This is a genomic window from Spirosoma flavum (genome assembly GCF_042686045.1).
Lineage (GTDB): Bacteria > Bacteroidota > Bacteroidia > Cytophagales > Spirosomataceae > Spirosoma > Spirosoma flavum.
In genome coordinates this window covers 854,638-874,501 of the sequence record NZ_JBHUOM010000002.1, presented here as the reverse complement: position 1 = coordinate 874,501, position 19,864 = coordinate 854,638, and the positions used below count along the sequence as shown (strand labels likewise).

Genomic DNA, 19,864 nt, shown 5'->3' with positions numbered 1-19,864 from the left:
AGCCCGCGTTTTTATTCTTCATGGAAAAGTTTGATAGTATTATTTGTGTTGGACAGACACCTTGGAAGGGCGATTATCAGAAGTCAGTCGTTCAAATGATGACTGAACTGGCGGTACGTCACCGAGTTTTATACGTTGATTATCAGTATACACTAAAAGACTGGGCGATGGGCGTAGCTGGGCTGCAGGATGTCCCCGTTCAGGAATTAGCCCGTTTAAAAAACCCGCTCACAAAAAAAGTTTTTGAAAATGGCAGCGAAGTCTATGTCTGGACTCCCCCCCTAATGCTACCCATCAATTGGCTATCTGCCAAGCCATATGACGTGCTGATTCGCCAAAATGTGGGACGGATGGTGAAGGGTATTCGGCAGATCATGCAACAGCTAAAGATGAATAAACCTTTGGTTATTAATGCCTTTAACCCCGTATTCGGCCTACCCATGCTACATCAGCTAAATGAGTTCGCTACTATCTACTACTGCTTCGATGAAATAACAGCCGCTAGTTGGATAAGCCGACACGGCGACCGGTACGAGTCGCGGTATCTTCAACGTGTCGATGCGGTCATTACAACTTCGGAAACCTTACGCCGGTCGAAATCAATCCTTCAACCCAAGGCCTATTGCGTTAAAAATGGTGTCAATTTCGATTTATTCAACCAGGCCCGCCAGTTAGCGGAGATGCAGCCACCCGCAAAACCTATTGTGGGATATTTGGGTACAGCCGATAACCGCATTAATCTTGATTTAGTAGAACACTGTGTACGTACTATGCCCGATGTGCTGTTTCAGTTCATAGGCGAGGTAAACGAACCCAGCATAAAGCAGCGACTATCTTCTTATACAAACGTTGAATTCATTCCACCCCATCAACCCGCTGAATTACCGGCTCTACTGTCCAAAATGAAGGCAGCAATGATTCCGTTCGTCTGCAATGAGCATACGTACACTATTTATCCCCTAAAGATTAATGAGTATTTAGCGGCTGGCTTGCCTGTAGTTTCGACACCTTTTTCAATTCTTGATGATTTCGACGGAGTCATCGAACTAGCCGACAGCCCGATAGCTTTCGCCCAAGCGCTTCGACGGGCACTTTCCGATACTAGTACCCAGCGCCTTAACGAACGAATAACTATGGCCAAAGCAAACTCCTGGCAGAGACGCGCGGAAGAATTTGAAGCTGTTATTCAGCAGATCTAGACTGTTTGAGCCGAAGAAGCTACTGATTTACTCGCCCTTACCCACTGCCTAGAGGCTGTATCATAGGATTTCAATACGCGTGCCGGATTTCCACCAACAACAGTGTAGGCAGGCACATCGGTGATAACAACACTTCCCCCTGCCACCACTGAATGATACCCAACAGTAACCCCTGCTGTGATGGTGACGTTCGCACCAATCCAACAATCATCATTAATAACAATAGGGCGTGTCGTGATGGGTTGATCCCGAATGGGGAATAAAATATCCTCATATGAATGGTTCAGCCCTGATAAAACGATATGTTGAGCCATAATCACATTGGAGCCTATACGGACTGGCCCAATCAGAACAGTCCCGATGCCAATAAGGGTATTTTCCCCAATAACCACGCTGCCAACACCATTGTTGATGACACTAAATTCGTCAATAATACTGCGTTTGCCCAACTCAAACGGATTGAACGGCAGTACGTCTAACCGAACGCTTGACCTGACAATTGACGAGCGATGTCGTTTGTGAACCAACGGATTGACAAACCAACTCACCCACCGGCGCGGCCTAGCCTGGTACCGGGGAATCAGCAATCGGTGAATAGACTGCTTCAGAGTGGGATGTTTGTCGATATAACTTTTTAACGACATGGTTTTAAAGAAGTCAACCTTTTGATTGAACAACTGAGAATCTTTTGCAGGCCAACTAAAATCTCCTGCTAATGAAACTACTAGTAAGAGAGTATCTCGTTTATGTCGATTGACTGAAATACAAAGCGTTAACTTTAAATTGACGTTTAATAGTAGGCACTCAGATACTGAAACAGCTCGTCAGTACTTTTTGCGTGCAGAATTTTAGCACCCGACAAGGCCGGAAAAATTGTGTCATATTCATTAAAATGATGCTCCATACCTCCACCGGTATGAGACAAAATGATATTTATTCCACCAAAATAGCTGGCTAAAGCAGCAGTACCACCGTGCATAGAAATGAATCGGTCACAATTGGCGTAAATTAACAATTGGAGATGGTTAAAATTGTCGACTGCGTTGTGGTGTTGCTCATATAGGTCATTCATTAAGATAACCTCCGGGTGATTTTCCCGTAACCACCCGTGTTCATTCAAATCCATGATTTCGCTGTTGTCCACCACAATTTGAGATGACAATGGCCGGTTATAAATAATTTGGTAGTTTAACTTGTGTGTTGATACAATACGGTCTAAATCAGGTATATCCAGAAAATTAACGGGTGGCTTGTCCCATTCAACATTGTATTTATTTGCGATCACCAGAATAGGTTTGCGGAATACGAATTGTTTATTTCTATAATGACTCTTCAGCGGAACCCGCGCCCACTTCGTGAAGCTAAACGACGGACTATGTGTCATATTTGGAACGTCGTAATAATCGTAACCGGCCTGCCACAGGCGTTTTTCATACAATTCGCTGTGGTTTTCACTAAAAAAATAAAAGGCTTTGGTATTAGTACTGGAAATAGTTTTCGCCAGTGTCCCGTTCAGATAATGCCAGTAGGCGAAAGGCAAAACGTAACGCAGTTCCTGATCGAATTCTCCATGAAAATCAATGACTTTATACTTCCCTTTCGTGAAATAGTCCTTGGCAACAAAACGGATTTGATTTAATCGGCTATAATAATTATCACGGATAAAATAGCGCAGATCGCGCCTGATTCCGGAATACTTCAGGGCGGCAACTACGTACAGAAATTTTAGCATTAATCGCTGCATACGGGCAAGCGTTGAGTTATGAATTAACTACGCCGAAAAACAAATCAGTTTCTACGTTCTTTCTTGTGACTCTCGATGAGAGAATAGGCCACTATCGAGCGTATAAAATTTAGGTATTTCCTGCGTTGCCCGGTAAGCAATCGCAGCGTGATAATCGGTGGCTACAAAAAAACTACTAACTATCCAGCTTCCGGCCTCACCAATCAGGCCGCTGTCCGTAACGGACGAACCATCGAGTGAAGGTACTTGCCAAAAATCATCATCCATCCCTTTACCCGTTGCCTTGATTAACGCTTCTTTCCGGGTCCACAACTGATAAAAGCGTAATTGGGCATCGACTCCCGCTTCGATGTAATCCTGCTCTCCCCGACTAAAACTAGTTGATAACATATCCCGAAACGAAAACTTCGGGTCGTTTTTTTCCACATCAATCCCAACGCTAACCTTTCCAATGGTCAACAAAATCCACTTTCCTGAATGAGATACATTAATCCGCCAACCTGAGTCACCAACCAACTCAGGCTTTTTATTCATACCCGTCGTAAACCGGATTTGCTCAGGGGCCTGGTTGGTGTAGCTTCCAGACAAGACTCTTAAGATACTTCGAGTGTATAAAAACCGTTGGCGATCTTCTTCCCGATAATACCGTTGTGAACGATGAATTTCGTCTGGTTGAAGTACCGATTTCAGATGAAACGGCATAATCATGCCCTCAACTAGTGGAAATCGAAATATGGCTATCTCGTCATCGTATGAACAGTCAGCCCAATGAAGCCACGAAACATCCTGAAAAGAAGCACATGAAATCGTGGAAACTGGCATAAAGCGCACTATATATTCACATTAAATGATCAACTAATCATACTCACATGCTAAGTGTAATCAATTGACAATTAGGCTATTTATCTACCGAACTGGTGACCGAAATAAGTTATCCGGGTCTTAACAATTGACCATGCTATCTGATTCCCATATATTCAGTAAAAACAGCCGCCAATCGCTCAACAAGTTACAAAGAGTAGTCGGCTTGATTACATATATTATTTATGCCTTTTGCCAACCAGCTTTTGCTCAGTTGTGTGTAAATCCGTCGGGCCAATTAGTCATTGACCAATCGTTCGGTACAGCTAGTCAACCCGTACAATTGGATGGGATGACCCCTTACCAATACATCCCGCCAACATGCCCAAGCGACGGCCAATATACGCTAACAGAAACTATTGATGGGAGCTGTTTTAATTATACATGGTATGCTGTTACAATGGATCATACTCCAGACGACGTAGACGGTAACATGATGATTGTAAATGGCGCAAACAAGGCTGGCGTTTTTTATCAACAATCCGTATCTGGCTTATGTGCTGGCACAAGTTATGAGATTTCTTTATGGGTACTCAACTTACTTAAAACAGGCATATGCCCCACCCCATTAAAACCAAACTTGTCTGTACGTATCGAAACTAAGGGTGGTCATGTTCTTGGGTCGGCAATGATCGGTATAATAGAGCAGGCAGATGAGCCAATCTGGCGTCAGTATTCAGCCCTGTTTACAGCCCCCCAAACAACCGAAGAGCTTATCATAAAATTGATAAATAATGAAGGAGATTATGGTTGTGGCAATGATATAGTCATTGATGACATTCAGATAAGGCAGTGTGATGAGTGCTCGTCCAAGCAGATTTATGTGCCGGATGTATTCACCCCAAACAACGACGGGCTAAATGACGATTTGGTTTTTTTTATGCCTAAAGTATCGTCCTACGATCTGAAAGTTTATGATCGCTGGGGAAGTGTAATTTTCACCAGCAACAACGTAAACCAGAAGTGGGACGGCAGCTATGCAGGAAATCCCTGCACAGCCGGAGAGTACACATGGATGATTTCCTATCGACCGACTCAGGCAACCCAAGAGCAGAGAGAACAGGTTCAAACAGGCCACGTTTTGCTCATGCGATGATTCCGTTCACAATTATTATCGGCTAGACCAAGTTCATCTATTTTATTTCCAGAATTTGACAGTATTTCACTAATGATAAAAACCCTACTCACCCTAATAATAGCATCTGTTACGCTGGTGATTGCTGACCAGACGAACAGAACCAGTGCTTCTTCGGTATTGAGTGAGACTTTATTATCCGAAACTGCTAATAAAATAAAAATACCTATAGATCCGAAACGCTGGTATCAAGTCAATAATGCCGACAATGGTCTCGATGCCCTATTTGACGGCGCCACAGATGTGACAGTCAACACGGGATGGGGCAAAATATTAACCAACTTTGATGCCTACTATCCGCTACAAAAGGGCGAGCAATTAAGTATCGAAAGTATTCGGCTTTATGATGGAGCAGGGAGCAATATTGATGCACCTATGACGCTGTCGATCATTACCGATAAATCGGAGCGCATTCCGATTGCCCGCTTTACCGGGAATAAATACCAGACTTGGGTAGGACCAAATCCTGACCAGCCCGAAGAATTCGCCCTTAAAAAACCTATTTCAAATGCCCGGTATCTAGTGATAAACAGCGCAGGCTCTTACCCTACCGAAATGGAACTTTACGGAACATATCAGGCGGGTCAGGAACCAGCACTTATCCCTCAGCAATCGTACCCATTTCGTCATACGTTAGGCATTAACGGATTCGAGTGGGATGCTGAAGATCCCACCACGGGTGCAGCCCTCCGCGAGGTAGAAGATACCCGTATTAATGCATTAAAAAGCTTTTCATCTATGCGTCATTACATAGACTGGGATAAGCTGGAAAATCAACAAGGCAGTTACACGTACAATCCTACATTTAGCGGCAGTTGGACTTACGATGGTATGTATAAACGCCTACAGTCCGAAGGTGTTGAGATGTTAGCCTGTTTGCAGACGCTCCCAAAGTGGATGGAAAATATCTACCCCGAAGATGGGCGTGATTATAGCAACGCACCAGCCCGATACGGTAGTGACCTTTCCTCACCAAAATCATATATCGAACATGCCCGGGTAGCCTTTCAGTACATGGCTCGATACGGATATAACAAGAATGTTAATCCATCCCTAGTCAGCGTCAGCCCCGAAGTTACCTGGGCGGGTGTCAATACGGTTAAAATCGGCTTGGGGCTGATTCGCTATATAGAATGCAACAACGAGCCCGATAAAACATGGAAAGGTCGAAATGGCTATCAGTCGGCCCGCGAATATGCAGCGAATATGTCGGCCTTTTATGATGGCCATAAAAATACACTTGGACCGGGCGTTGGTGTAAAAAACGCTGACCCATCGGTAACAGTTGTTATGGGTGGCATGTCGACCGCAAAAACCGACTACATGCGGGCGATGATCGACTGGTGCAAAGAATTCCGGGGCTACCGACCCGATGGGTCGGTAAATCTTTGCTGGGATGTCATGAACCAGCATTTATACGCCAACGATGTTAAATCGTCGCAAAACGGCGGGGCAACTCGGGGAGCCGCGCCCGAGTTGGCGGGCGTTGGGGAGCAGGCTGCCGCATTTGTGAAGCTGTCACGTCAGTATGCCGGCGGCATGCCTGTCTGGATTACTGAAGCGGGGTACGATATAAATAAGGAAAGTCCTTTCCGGGCTATACCCATTGGTCGAAAAACCGTTCTCGAAACGCAGGCAGACTGGATTCTACGAACGTCATTGCTATACAGCCGAGTGGGTATTGATCGGGTATTCTATTTTCAGGCTTATGATTTTGATATACTCAACCCGACTCAATTTTCATCAATGGGGTTGCTGAATGAAATCGGAAAAACACGTAAACCAGCCGCCGATTACTTATATCAGGCTAAGAATCTGCTAGGCAACTACCACTACAAAGAAACGCTCAACAAAGATCCGTTGGTAGACCGTTATGAACTAGATGGACAATCGGCCTATGTGCTAGTCATACCAGATGAACAGGGTCGAACCGGTACCTATAGCCTATCAGTGATAAAAGGTGATACAGTACAGATATGCACACCAACCATCGGTCGTGATGAGATGACACGAACCGTACAGGTTAGTCAAACCGGTACGGTGACCGTAAATGTAAGCGAAACGCCCGTGTTTATTATGCCAATGCGGGAGGCTGGTAATAAGGTTAAAACTGATTTGAGAACCTTACAGGTTTACCCAAACCCAACGTCCGATTATGTGAAACTGACTATTGAAAATGAAAATACCACTCTGGTTGACGTGACGGTTTATGATAACTCAGGTCGAAGATATAAGCAGGTAAGTTTTCTAAAATCAGGCCGTTTTTTCAATGAGCAACTCGATTTGAGTAGTTTACCTCACGGCTCCTATTTGCTGGAAGTGCGCCAGGAGCAAACGAGAGTGATTAAAAAAATTATCAGAGCCCAGTGAGGAGATAGCTGACCAATTCATCAATAGAATTAGCCCATAGAGTATCCAAATGAATAATACAAAAAAGGCAATGAACGGAGGAAAGTGGATCACGATTTCCACCATCATCTCGACCCTGTTTCAGTTCTTACAGGTAGCCGTGCTAGCTCGTCTATTAGACCCTTTAGCTTTTGGCATCGTCAGTATTAGTAATGTAATTATCGCGTTTTTTCAGATTTTCTCTAACCTTGGCTTCTCCAACTCCATCATTTATAAACAGGAAAATGACCGTAACGTGTTATCCACACTGTATTATCTCAACCTCATTGTTGGGTTAGTCATCTTTATTGCCATTCATATTAGCACGCCCTCCATTATCTCGTTCTATCACGAGCCAAAATTGGCGGGGGTGCTCAACCTCTCCTCGTATTACTTCGTAATTGCTTATTTCGGGCAACTATACATGTTTTTGCTGGAAAAAGAGCTCCGGTTTAAATCCGTAGCCATGCTCGATATCGCCGGAACTGTTATTGGATCGGGCGTTACAATAGCCCTGGCTTACAGCGGCTATCGCGAACTGTCAATGATTATTGGTTCACTAGTGATGCAAACCGTGAAGTCAGCTCTGCAGATTACGTTTGGCCTGTCACTCTTCCGCCCTTCATGGTCTTTCAATCTTAACAAAGTCAAAGAACATCTTCGCTTCGGGCTCTTTAATATGGGCGACGGCTTTCTGGGCTTTATTCAGTTCAACGCCGACAATATTTTTATTGGTGGTATGCTGGGGATTAAGATACTTGGTTATTATACTATCGCTTACCAACTGGCTATTTTTCCAATCACTAAACTCAACCCAATTATTTTGCAGGTCGCTTACCCGATTTTAGCTAAGATGAAGGACAACACGGCTGATTTAAAAAAATCGTACCTAAAAATTCTGGATTTTATCAGCTACTGCAATCTGCCGCTTTTAGCCGGATTATTCATTACAGCCGACAGCGTCGTACCCCTAATTTATGGACCGGGTTGGGAGAAGACCATCGACTTGATCCATATTTTTGTCTTCGTAGGAATTTTCACCTGCTTGAGTCACCCCTTGTTCACACTGGTATTCACCAAGGGAAAACCAAGCCTACTGTTCTATCTCAACCTGGGTACGTTGCTTGTAAAAGTACCATTAGTGTACCTGTTTGGAAACTATTGGGGCGTAACTGGTATTGCCATGGCTTTTCTAATAACTACGCTGCTTAATATGATCGCCAACTTTGCCATTGCACACTCACTCATCGGAGATTTTGTAGAGAATTTTCTAAGAGACATAGTCAAACCTATTGTTTTCTGTCTGATAATGGTCGGCGTCATTTATGCATATAAAGTATTTGTTGGCCATTCGGGTTTAGCCAATACGTTAATAGAAATTATGCTTGGAGGAACCACATATGCCTTGTTGACCTTAGTTTATAAGTTATCGTTTTCGGAGTTGAAAGCATACAGACAGGCACTTAGCTAGTTTTTCATGGGAAGGCTAAGTAAAGGTGTACGTTTTTTACAACCCCGCAGAAGTAGTTATAACACCATTATAATACCTAGGAGTTATCCGTCAGATTAAAAGATTCTGTTGATATAACTCAATTACCAACAGGCATGCAAGCGTTACAGGCTGCACTGGATAAAAGCTATTCTCCGCTTTTATCCAGTGCAGCCTGTAACGCTTGAGCGAACGCCTTATCATTAGGAGGCAATAACATCATTTCATGATCACCCGGAACGCTATGCACCCGAACACCCTTCAGGGCGTATTTCTTCCAACCCAGGTATTTGCTATCATCAACGAAGTATACGCGTAGCTGCGCTTTGAATAGATCAACAATGCCATCGTAGGGCTTCATGGAATATGCATGAAAAGCCGTTTCATGTTTGTCCATGATGAGGCTTAAATGATCGAGCTGCCCATCCGTTTGAGGAGGTTTATGCAGGCCAACGATTCGCAAAGCAGTATTGATCTGACGCTCCAGATACTGTTGTTGATATTGAATAGTCATAATAGGATGCTGAACCAGCGAGCGTGTAAACCATATTAACTTTGGAAACTGCCGTAGTATTTTACGGCTCAACCAACTAATCATAGGCTGATTATTATCTGACTCCTGCGCATTAGTGTCAAACATAGCCAGCAGTTTTACTTCTTTACCCATCGCCTTGAGTTGCCGAGCCATTTCGAGTGCCACATACCCCCCAAATGAATATCCCGCAATAGCATAGGGACCAACTGGATTTTGTTCTACTACTTCAGCGAGATAATGGGCGGCAATCGCTTCCATATTATCTAATGGCTCGTCGGTTCCATCCAGTCCAAGCGCCTGCAATCCATAGATAGGTTGCTCAGAGTCCATGTAATTAACTAAACTACTGAAATTAAGCAAATTGAGGCCAATGCCATGAATAATATATATAGGTACTTTGTTACCATGTGGTTTAATAGGTACCAATGACTTCCAAGTTACTGGCTGTTTCTCAGCCTGAAGCAATTGCGCCAGTTTCCGAATAGTTGGATACGTCAGCAAGGTTGATAAGGGTAACCGCCTGCCTGTCTCCTTTTCGAGTCGGGTCATCATCTGAACGGCAATCATTGAATGACCCCCCAACTCGAAAAAATCATGATTAATGCCAATCCTTCCTACGCCGAGCACATCAGTCCAGATACCGTGAATCAACTTCTCCATGGCTGTAACTGGCTCCGTCCCTGCACTTTTTTCCGCCAGCAAGCTCGCCGGTCTAGGCAATGCCTTCCGGTCAATCTTTCCATTTGGTGTAATAGGCAACTGCTCCAGACTGACAAAATCTGTCGGGACCATATAATCAGGTAACACATTCCGAAGCTTCGTTCGCCAGACCGACACCTGTGCCATAAATACCTCATTAGTCAACGGAGGAGTGGTCACTATGTAGGCAACCAATCGCTGGTCGCCGGGCCGATCTTCGCGAGCCATCACAACAGCATCTTTAATATCGCCGTGCGTCACTAAAGCGTGTTCAATTTCACCAAGTTCAATTCGATAGCCTCTAATTTTCACCTGCTGGTCAATACGGCCTAAACAGTGTATCTCACCATCAGCCATAAATTTACCGAGGTCACCAGTCCGATACATTAAACGATTTGGCAATGAGTCAAATGGATTCGGCACAAACTTCTCATGCGTCAGTTCGGGCCGGTTCAAATACCCCCGCGCCACACCGTCGCCGGCAATATAAAGTTCGCCGACAATACCTTCTGGTAACGGATTCAATTTCTCGTCCAGAATATATACCTGCGTATTGTGGATAGGCCGCCCAATGGTAATAATCTCGTCGCTGGCTAAAATCTGTTTGCCCGTTGAATAGATGGTTGTTTCCGTTGGCCCATACATGTTCCAAAGCGAACCACAGCGCGCTGTCAGTTTTTGAGCCAGGTCTTTCGACATAGGCTCGCCACAGCACAGAATCTTCAGGTTAAATTGTTGCTCCCAACCGGCAGCCAGCATCATTTTATACGTTGCTGGAGTTGCCTGCATAATGGTTATGTTCTGCTCAGGTATGGCTTGAAGCAAGGCGCGGCCATCTTTGGTCGTTTCGGTGTCGGCCAAGACTAGTGTAGCCCCAACCAGCAAGGGCAAATACAGTTCAAGACCAGCGATGTCGAACGAAATTGTTGTTACGGCCAGCAACGCATCATCCTTTGTTATACCAGGCATGGTTATCATGCTGTACAGCAGATTAACCAAATTTCGGTGCTCGATTAATACCCCTTTGGGTTGTCCGGTCGAGCCGGATGTGTATAGAATATAAGCCAGATCACTGCCCGTCACAACTACTTTTGGCGCTTCCTTAGAATAGTTATCTATTGAAGCCAATACCGTTTCGATCAGAAGCACCTTAGTCGGAGTTGTCAATTGTCCGGCTGTTTGGTAGGGTGTCGTCCCACTACCATGATACTTCTTCGACGTAATGAGCAGGTTGGCCGACGAATCGGCAAGCATAAAAGCTATCCTATCGTGTGGATATTCAGGGTCGATGGGAACGTAAGCGGCTCCAGCTTTTAGGATGGCCAGAAGCGTAATAACCATTTCCGGCGACCGATCCAGAATAACACCAACTACGTGATTTTGCCCGATTCCGTCGCGCTGAATGACATGAGCAACCTGATTAGCCGTTTCGTCCAGTTCACGGTATCGTACAGTACGTCCATTAAAAATTACCGCTGCTTTATCGACGTATTGGGCCGCGGTTTGAGCAATCAGTTCGTGTAAAGGGATGTGACTTGGGTACGATGCCTGCGTAGCATTCCAGGCAGCTAACTTTCTGTGTTGCTCACGAGAGTCGGCTAGTGGAATCTCGTTAATTCGAATTGATGGCTTAGCAACGACCTCTTTCAAAAGGCGTTCAAATTCGGCCATCATCCGATTGATAGTATCCTCCTTAAATAGTTGCGTGTTGTACGCCCATTCGAAGGTCAACGATGAGTTTTGCGTAGTCGATGAACCACTGATGTTCAAAAACAAGTCAACGGCTCCGTATTTTCGGGGATTGCTGATGAGTTGATAATCGAGTCCGAAAAAAGAAACACCATCATCCAGACCCATATCCACGTTAAAAATAACAGGCACCATGGGCACCCGGGCTGGATCTCGGGTAATGGGCAGTTTTTTCAGTAAACTACCAAAGGTTAGCTGCTGGTGCTCGTAGGCATCAAGAACGGCTTCTTTTCGCTGTTGTAGAAACTGGAGAAAACTAAGTTCGGCGTAGGGAAAGCTTCGCAACGGCAACAGGTTTACGCAATGCCCTACCAGTCGAAGCTGCCCCGTAGCTGACTGGCCGGCCGTTGGCAAACCAAGAACAAGGTCGTTTTGCCCTGTCAGCCGGTGCAGTAATACCTCAAAGGTTGCTATCAGAGTAGTGACAAAACTACAACCGACTTTTAAGCCCATCTGCTTTACAGCCAGAGCCAATGATTCACCCAGTGGGTAATCTAGGCGGGCAATTTCATAGGTACGTAATGCGGGACGGGGGAAATCGGTCGGCAGGTCCAGCACGGGTATCGTTTCCTTGTACTGATCGAGCCAGAATTTTTCTATTTGTCGATGTTCCTCCCCTGCCAAAAACTGAAGCTGCTCAGTGGCATATTGGCTATACAGCGGAGCTACAGACAATATAGGGGTTTTATTTTGCGAATATGCGGAATAGAAAGCACCCAAATCCTGCAATAATATACCCAACGACCAGCCATCGCATATGATATGATGAGCCGTTACGGTGAAGTGATGCTGCGTATCGGATAGCTTAATCAGACCCGCTTTGATCAGAGGGCCATTTAGCAGATCAAACACATGGAGTGCATCCTGAGTCACATAAGACGCAACAACCTGTTCTTTTTCGGTATCTGTTTTGTCGGAACAATCCTGATAGAAAATGGCCGTAGGAAACTCATCAAAAATGCACATCTGATTTCCATCGGCACTGAACGCCGAGTGCAGAGCTTCGTGGCGCGTCACTAAGTCCTGCCACGCCCGCTCCAGTGCCGGCCTGTCTAACGTTCCGGTGAAGCGCAGCGACACCGATTCATTAAATGCCCGATTCGCATCGTCTCCTCCAAACTGACAGGTTGCCCATATTTCCATCTGCGGCTCGGTAGCCGGAGCCAGATGAGCAATACCCGGACCGTCGAATGGATTGAAATCAACTGCAATAAGGTTTACGTTCGTAGTGCTTTCGGCCATCCGTAATCAAGTTAATTCAACCTGTAGGTATTTCCCTGGTTGCCCAGGATTCGGTACAAACCAAGCTGGATTCCCGTCCCTGTCTCGTCCCAGCCGGGCACCATGGGCCGGAGGCACATTCCCGACAAACGTTGCACCAGTTGTCTCTATGTTACTTTTAGACGGTTCGTCGCTGCTAAAAAAACCAGCCGCTATCAAATCACGAATGCTTTCGGTAAACTGATATATCAAAGTATTTATTTCCTCATCTGTATGTGCTTCGGTCAGGAAACACGGGAAGCCATCCCAAATGTGAATCCCTCTCTCACGCATTAACGTAAACAGCAACTCACTATAAACTATTTCCTGCTTGAATTTTATTTTCCAGAGTGAGCCAAAGTTAGCCACGAAAATGGGAAGTTTCCAACGTGTGAGAACTCCATTCATCTCGTTGGCCATTCGTTCTGTTTTTCGGGTAAGTTTCTCCTGTAGTTGAGGTCCAACCTTCTTCATGTACAATAGGGATGCTTTTGCCGCAGCCAATGCCAGCGGATGGCGAACAAATGTCCCGGCAAAATACGTCACGCCAACTTCAGGAACGGACTGATCACCGTATTGCCAGAAGCCCCCATCGAGCGCGTCCATAAATTCACGCTTACCCGCTATAACGCCAATGGGCAACCCAGCGCCGACTACTTTTCCGTACGATGCCAGATCAGCTTTAATGCCGAATAGAGCCTGCGTTCCACCGGAATGCATTCGAAAGCCAGTAATCACTTCATCGAAAATCAAGACAGTACCCGACGTAGCAGTAATCTCCCGTACATGTTTTAGAAACTCAATAGGTACAAACTCCGGCCTCCGACTTTGGACAGGCTCAACCAGTACAGCAGCCAGTTCATGCGCCCGTTCGCGGATAATCGTTAAGGTTTCCTCCGTACCGTAATCGAGAATCAACATGTTCTGCACCGACTCTGGCATGATGCCGGGTGCAGCCGGAAACGACTTCAGCTTTTTGGTTCCTCTCACCAATACTTCATCAGCAATGCCATGATAGGAACCCGAGAAAGCAACAATCAACGACCGGCCTGTTACGGTTCGGGCAATCCGCATAGTGCCTAAAACAGCTTCTGAACCCGTATTACACAGAGCGACGCGGTCAGTTCCTGTTAGCTCACACAGTAACTGACTAACTTCACCCGCTAATTCGTGCTGTGGACCAACTTCATAACCGCTTTCAATTTGCTCGTGTAAAACCTGTTTGATAAAATCGGGCTGGTAGCCAAACAAGTTTGACCCAAACCCATTCAAAGCATCAATGTACTCGTTGCCATCAATATCCCACAAACGACTGCCCTTAGACTGATTCACAACCAGCGGATAAACAATTTCTTTTGTAAGTGGCCGAAACCCTGATACCACCCGAGGGTCGGCCATGTAGCTACGGTGCTGTTGAGCATACGTTTTGCTCCCCTGCGTTTTCTGATTATACCGCTTTGTGAGCTGGTCTAAGAAACTCTGCTGTTTGTTTGTTAATGCGGACGCCTGACGCTCAATTCGGGCAGTCGCACCAAACGGCTTCTTGAGCTCAATTTTCTCCTCGGGTGTCAACGCAGCATCGGCAACGACAGCGTTTTTTGGACTACCGGACAATGCCAACGATCCATTGGCCGGGACTGCCACTTGAACCTGAGGCCCGGGGGGAGCTACCTGCACCTGCGGATTCCCTACCTGTAGCAACGCAACCTGTTTGGCCAAGAGCTGGAGTTGTTGCGCAATCAATCCCAATGCTGTATCACTAACCGGCAAGGCTGTTTCAACCTGACCAGCAAGTCCATTGTAATGCAGAGCCGCCGATACTGGTGTTGACGGTGCTGATATTGGTTGAGCTACCTCAACTGGTAGCGTCTGATCAAGGTAGTTGGCTAAGCGTTCGGGTGTTGTGTAATCTGAGGTCAGTTGCCGAAATGTTATTGGCAGCCCAAATTCTTTTTTTACTGTTAGTGCCACCTGAGTTAGCAATAGCGAGTCGAAACCAATCTCCAGAAAACTTCTATCCGATGCCACGCCGTCCATCTCAATGCCGGAAGCATCTTCTAACAATTGGTTAACCTTTTGGAGCAGAGTATTTTTTCTCATGTTGGTGTGTCTTTGTTGAGGCTGGTCGGGAAACGTCATCACCGCCGATGTGGGCTTATTTACGTCAGCAATAACTATCTGATTAGGAGCAGTAGTACTTTGAGGCTCTCTATTGATAGGATCAATCCAACAGCGTTTTCGGTCGAAAGCGTAGGTAGGCAAATTCACCCTACTACGCTTTTGCCCGGCATAAAACGCCTGCCAGTTTGGTTCTACTCCATTTAGGTAGAGTTGACCAAGCGTCGTTAAAACCGACTGACAGACTGCTGGCCAATCAGGTTGGTTCGCTAAGCCAGCCAGCACGGTAATCGATTTCTTACCGGCTTGTTGCCGAGCAAGTGTCGTTGTGACATGACCGGGGCCAACCTCTAGCAGTAACGGTTTCCCTAACGTAAAAATAGTGTCGAGTGCCTCAGAAAAGCGAACTGTCGAGCGCAAATGCGTTGCCCAGTATTGTGGGTCAGTCGCTTGTGCATCAGTAAGCCAATCACCCGTTACGCTTGACACAACAGGTTTTTTTGGGTGACTTAACGTAACACCTGCCACCACCTTTGCAAAATTATCAACGATGGGGTCCATCATGATGGAGTGAAATGCATGGCTGGTTGCCAGTGGCTGATTGGGTATTTCGCATTCATCTAATAGACGGGCGAAGTCAGCAATGTGTTCTTCGGCACCAGCCACCACACAAAGCGTGTAACTATTAATAGCGGCCATTGAAAGCACCGGGGGCAGTATTGCCTGTACACGCTCTGCTTCCATACGCACCGAAAGCATACTCCCGCGCGGCAATTTGCTCACCATGTTGCCGCGAGCGGCAACGAGCATTAACGCATCAGCCAGCGTAAAAACACCTGAGAGGTGCGCGGCAACAAACTCACCAACACTATGCCCACAAAATATGGTTGGTTCAACGCCCCAACTCATCCATAACTGCGCCAACGCATACTCAGTAACGAACAGAGCGGGTTGGGTGTATCGTGTATTTTTCAGGCGCTGTTCAGCTTCCGAATTAGGTACTTCCGGATAAATAATTTGGCGAATATCGAGGTTTAAGTGATCCACTAGTAGATCAGCACATTCGTCAATTGCCTGTCTAAATACAGCTTCATGCTCGTATAGCATACGGCCCATGTTGAGATACTGTGCCCCTTGCCCCGGAAACATAAAGACTACCTCATCGGGGCTTTCGTCTATTTTTCGCGTAATTACAGTATCGGTTTCAGCCAGCAACTTGTCCCTTAATTCAGCCTGCGTCGTTGCCACTACGAAGGAACGATGATTAAAATTAGGGCGCGTTGTTTGTAGTGTAAACGCTACATCAGCTAGAGTTAACGAATTGGTTTGATGCAATTCGTCGGCCAGTTGGTATGCATATTTCTTCTGACTAGCCACTGTTTTAGCCGACCAAGTGACGAGTTGAGCCGTGCGGGCATTCGTCGATTGGGACACGCTAGCCACGGGCGTTTCGTTTTCAAATTCCTCAAGCACAACATGTACGTTGGTCCCTCCTACCCCAAACGAACTCACTCCTGCCCGGCGTGGATTGGCAGGACGCTCCGCTAGATTAGTTCCTGCTAACTGCCAATCGCGGAGATACGTGTTGACAAAAAACGGGCTATTGACAAAATCGATAGCCGGGTTCGGCATAGAGAAGTTTAGAGAAGCCGGAATCTGCTTATGATACAGAGCCAGCGTGGTTTTGATGAAACCTGCTACACCCGCAGCCTGCGTCAGATGGCCCATATTGCTTTTTATGGAGCCAATGGCACAAAACTGTTTTTGGTCCTGTTCGCCAAACGCTTGTATCAAGCCCTCAATCTCAATCGGATCACCCAGCGGAGTTGCCGTTCCGTGGGCTTCTACATAACTGATGGTGGCGGGATCGACGTCGGCATCGGCAATTGCCATAGCAACTGCTCCCGCCTGACCGTCGGCATTAGGTGCCGAAAAACTGCCTTTACCTCCGCCATCATTATTAATACCAATACCTTTAATAACCGCGTAAATCGTATCACCATCACGCCGGGCAGCATCCAGATTTTTCAGGAGTACCACACCGGCCCCGTCGCTAAAAACGGTTCCTTGTGCATCGGCATCAAATGAACGGCAATGCCCATCGCGGCTTAGCATAACCCCTTCCTGGTACAAATGGCCGCTATTGACCGGCGCAGTAATGCTGGCTCCACCTGCAAGAGCCACATCACACTGACCAGTACGGATACTTTGAACGGCTTGTGTAATTGCCAGCAACGACGTGGAACAGGCCGAGTAAACACTTACAGCAGGTCCTTTCAGATTTAGCTGATAGGCCGTACGGGAGGCTATGTAATCTTTCTCATTCAGGGTCATTACCTGAAACTCCCCAACTGGCTCAATCAGGTCTTTGCGGCCCCGTATGTTGTTCAGGTAGTACGTATTGTTACCACAACCAGCAAAAACGCCAACCCGGCCAGCGTAGTGGTGCGGTAGATAACCCGTTTGTTCGAGTGTTTCCCACGCAATTTCCAGAAAGACACGCTGTTGCGGATCCATCAGTTGCGCGATCATGGGCGACAACCCGAAAAACTGGGCATCGAATTGATCAGCTTGGTCAATAATGCCCCTTGCTTTAACATAGAGCGGATCATTTCTGAGGGTGGTTGAGACTGACGGATCCAACTCAGCATCAGTAAAAAAACGCGTTGTTTCTTTACCCTGCTTCAGCACGTCCCACAACTCATTGATGGTCGTTGCCCCCGGAAAACGGCCTGCCATTCCAATGACGGCCACATCTGTCTGTTGGGTTATTTGTCTTACCTTTTCGGATTGAGGATGCACAATCCGCCTTGAATGATCAGTAGTTTGTGGCTGTAAGTAATTGGCTACACCCGAAATTGTTGGATATTGATACAGCTTCGTAACGGGCAAGACATACTGCTCTTGTTTTAAAGCCGCCACTGTTTTCTGAGCCAGCAGTGAATTACCTCCTAGCTCAAAGAAGTTGTCATCCAGGCCCACTTTGTCAACCCGTAACAGATTACTCCATACGCTGGCAATCGTTTGTTCGAGTTTAGACTTGGGCTTTCGATACGCTATGGTTAGTTCTGGCCGGTTACGACTGGGTTCCGGCAATTGTTTTTTATCAACTTTCCCGCTGCTCGTTTTGGGCAGTTCATCCATCCATACGAAGGCGGATGGCATCATGTACTCAGGCAATTGCTGCTCAAGTTCCCGGCGGACCGTCAATGTATCGATGTGGTTAGTGGCAGCGACTAAGTAAGCCACCAACTGTTTCTGGGCATCAACACCTTCACGCGCTATCACAACCGCTTGCTTTATGCCAGTGGTATGACTAATAACAACTTCAATCTCGCCCAATTCGACTCGGTGGCCCCGAATTTTCACCTGATCATCCCGACGTCCTAAAAACTCAATGGTACCATTGGGAAGAGAGCGGCCTAAATCGCCGGTACGATAAACGCGCTTAGCCTGCTTTGTTTGGGAAATAAATAACTCAATGAATTTCTCATTCGTTAGGGTGGGTTGATTTAGATAACCCTCGGCTAAACAGACACCACCAAAACAAAGCTCTCCCACTTCGCCGTTGGCTAGTATGTTCAGATTATCGTCAACGATAAAAAGATTTACATGGTCTATGGGTTTGCCAATTGTTGGTAAGTGGGGCCAACTAAACGGCTTTCCCTCTAATTTGAGTTGGGTTACAACATGGCACTCCGTGGGGCCATACTGGTTGTATAAAACACAGCCAGGCAATTCCGAAAAAAATCGGGCAATTTGAGGAGTAATCTTCAACTGCTCGCCAGCGGTCATGATTTCGCGCAGGTCTTTCGGAAATTGCTGGAGACTTACGGCAGCTTCAGCCAAATACTGCAAGGCTACAAAAGGCAAAAAAAGGCGGTTAATTGCTTGCTTATCAATAAATTGCAAGAGCACATTCAAATCCAGCCGCAGTATATCATCAACTAAAAACAGCGTTCCGCCGGTAGTTAGTGTCGCGAAAATTTCCTGAAATGAAACATCAAAACTCAATGGGGCCAATTGCAACGTTCGGGTATCAAGACCTGCAACTGAGTTTTTCGCCTGCCACTGCAACAGATTCACTAGTGGTTCATGTCCCATACAAACCCCTTTTGGTTTGCCCGTTGATCCGGAGGTATACAACACGTAAGCGGTGCTGCTTTGGTGGCTTATAGGTTGGACAGAATACGTGTACTGTTCGTCGGATGCGACCGTAATAAGGCCTAACTGTTCGAATAATGGCTTATCCTGAGCGGTGGCTACTCCCGTCCGGAGACCCGAATCAGCGATGATTTGTTGCAGTCGCTGTTCTGGATAGGCCGGGTCAAGGGGTAAATACGCTTTACCAGCTTTCAATATAGCCAATACCCCGATAACCATTTCCAGATTGCGCAAGGTACTTACGCCAATCAGGTCAGCATCGGAATCAGCTTGTAAAATAGCCTGACTGAGGTTATTTACTCGATTAATTAATTGACTGTAAGTAATTTCATAGCTCCCGGCGACCACCGCAATGCGGTCCGGATTCTCATGAGCAACCTGATCAACGAACTGCGAGATGAGACTGTTCCGACCTACGCTTATGTCACCAAAAGAACGCATAAAGCTAATTAATTGAATATGAGCAAATCTATCCCACAAGCACGCTTATTCGCTAACTAGCGGATGAACCTGCTTCTTCATT

General features: G+C 46.2%; 9 protein-coding genes. 4 read left to right on the top strand and 5 right to left on the bottom strand.

The genetic code is table 11. The features are described 5' to 3' along the window. Positions 1-20 precede the first annotated feature (20 nt). Positions 21-1,199, top strand: coding sequence for a glycosyltransferase (locus tag ACFS25_RS09185; RefSeq protein ID WP_381499012.1), 1,179 nt, complete (start codon positions 21-23; stop codon positions 1,197-1,199). On the opposite strand, the gene ACFS25_RS09180 is transcribed toward ACFS25_RS09185, so the two are convergent. From ACFS25_RS09180 to ACFS25_RS09170, 3 genes are all read right to left on the bottom strand, one after another. Then, a complete protein-coding gene (locus tag ACFS25_RS09180) occupies positions 1,196-1,843 on the bottom strand; it encodes an acyltransferase (RefSeq protein ID WP_381499009.1) in 648 nt (215 codons plus the stop codon). The genes ACFS25_RS09185 and ACFS25_RS09180 overlap by 4 nt on opposite strands. Before the next feature lie 146 nt (positions 1,844-1,989). Next, positions 1,990-2,943: a hypothetical protein gene (locus ACFS25_RS09175; RefSeq protein WP_381499006.1), complete on the bottom strand. Its 954-nt coding sequence runs from the start codon at positions 2,941-2,943 to the stop codon at positions 1,990-1,992. A gap of 51 nt (positions 2,944-2,994) precedes the next feature. Beyond that, positions 2,995-3,765: a 4'-phosphopantetheinyl transferase family protein gene (locus tag ACFS25_RS09170; RefSeq protein ID WP_381499003.1), complete on the bottom strand. Its 771-nt coding sequence runs from the start codon at positions 3,763-3,765 to the stop codon at positions 2,995-2,997. A gap of 133 nt (positions 3,766-3,898) precedes the next feature. Between ACFS25_RS09170 and ACFS25_RS09165 the strand changes: the two genes are divergently transcribed. The 3 genes from ACFS25_RS09165 (at position 3,899) to ACFS25_RS09155 (ending at position 8,798) form a co-directional block, all read left to right on the top strand. Further along, positions 3,899-4,900: a T9SS type B sorting domain-containing protein gene (locus ACFS25_RS09165; protein ID WP_381499000.1), complete on the top strand. Its 1,002-nt coding sequence runs from the start codon at positions 3,899-3,901 to the stop codon at positions 4,898-4,900. 72 nt (positions 4,901-4,972) lie between these two features. Next, on the top strand, positions 4,973-7,309 hold the full coding sequence (locus ACFS25_RS09160) for a T9SS type A sorting domain-containing protein (protein WP_381498997.1): 2,337 nt from the start codon (positions 4,973-4,975) through the stop codon (positions 7,307-7,309). A gap of 49 nt (positions 7,310-7,358) precedes the next feature. After that, positions 7,359-8,798 (top strand): MOP flippase family protein, encoded by a 1,440-nt coding sequence (locus tag ACFS25_RS09155; protein ID WP_381498995.1) that lies wholly within the window; start codon positions 7,359-7,361, stop codon positions 8,796-8,798. Positions 8,799-8,964: 166 nt separating this feature from the next. Here ACFS25_RS09155 and ACFS25_RS09150 read toward each other — a convergent pair whose 3' ends face one another. Together ACFS25_RS09150 and ACFS25_RS09145 are read right to left on the bottom strand one after the other, a co-directional pair. Next, on the bottom strand, positions 8,965-13,041 hold the full coding sequence (locus ACFS25_RS09150; RefSeq protein ID WP_381498993.1) for a non-ribosomal peptide synthetase: 4,077 nt from the start codon (positions 13,039-13,041) through the stop codon (positions 8,965-8,967). A 6-nt stretch (positions 13,042-13,047) separates the two neighbouring features. Continuing rightward, positions 13,048-19,782: an amino acid adenylation domain-containing protein gene (locus ACFS25_RS09145; protein ID WP_381498990.1), complete on the bottom strand. Its 6,735-nt coding sequence runs from the start codon at positions 19,780-19,782 to the stop codon at positions 13,048-13,050. Between the last annotated feature and the right edge of the window lie 82 nt (positions 19,783-19,864).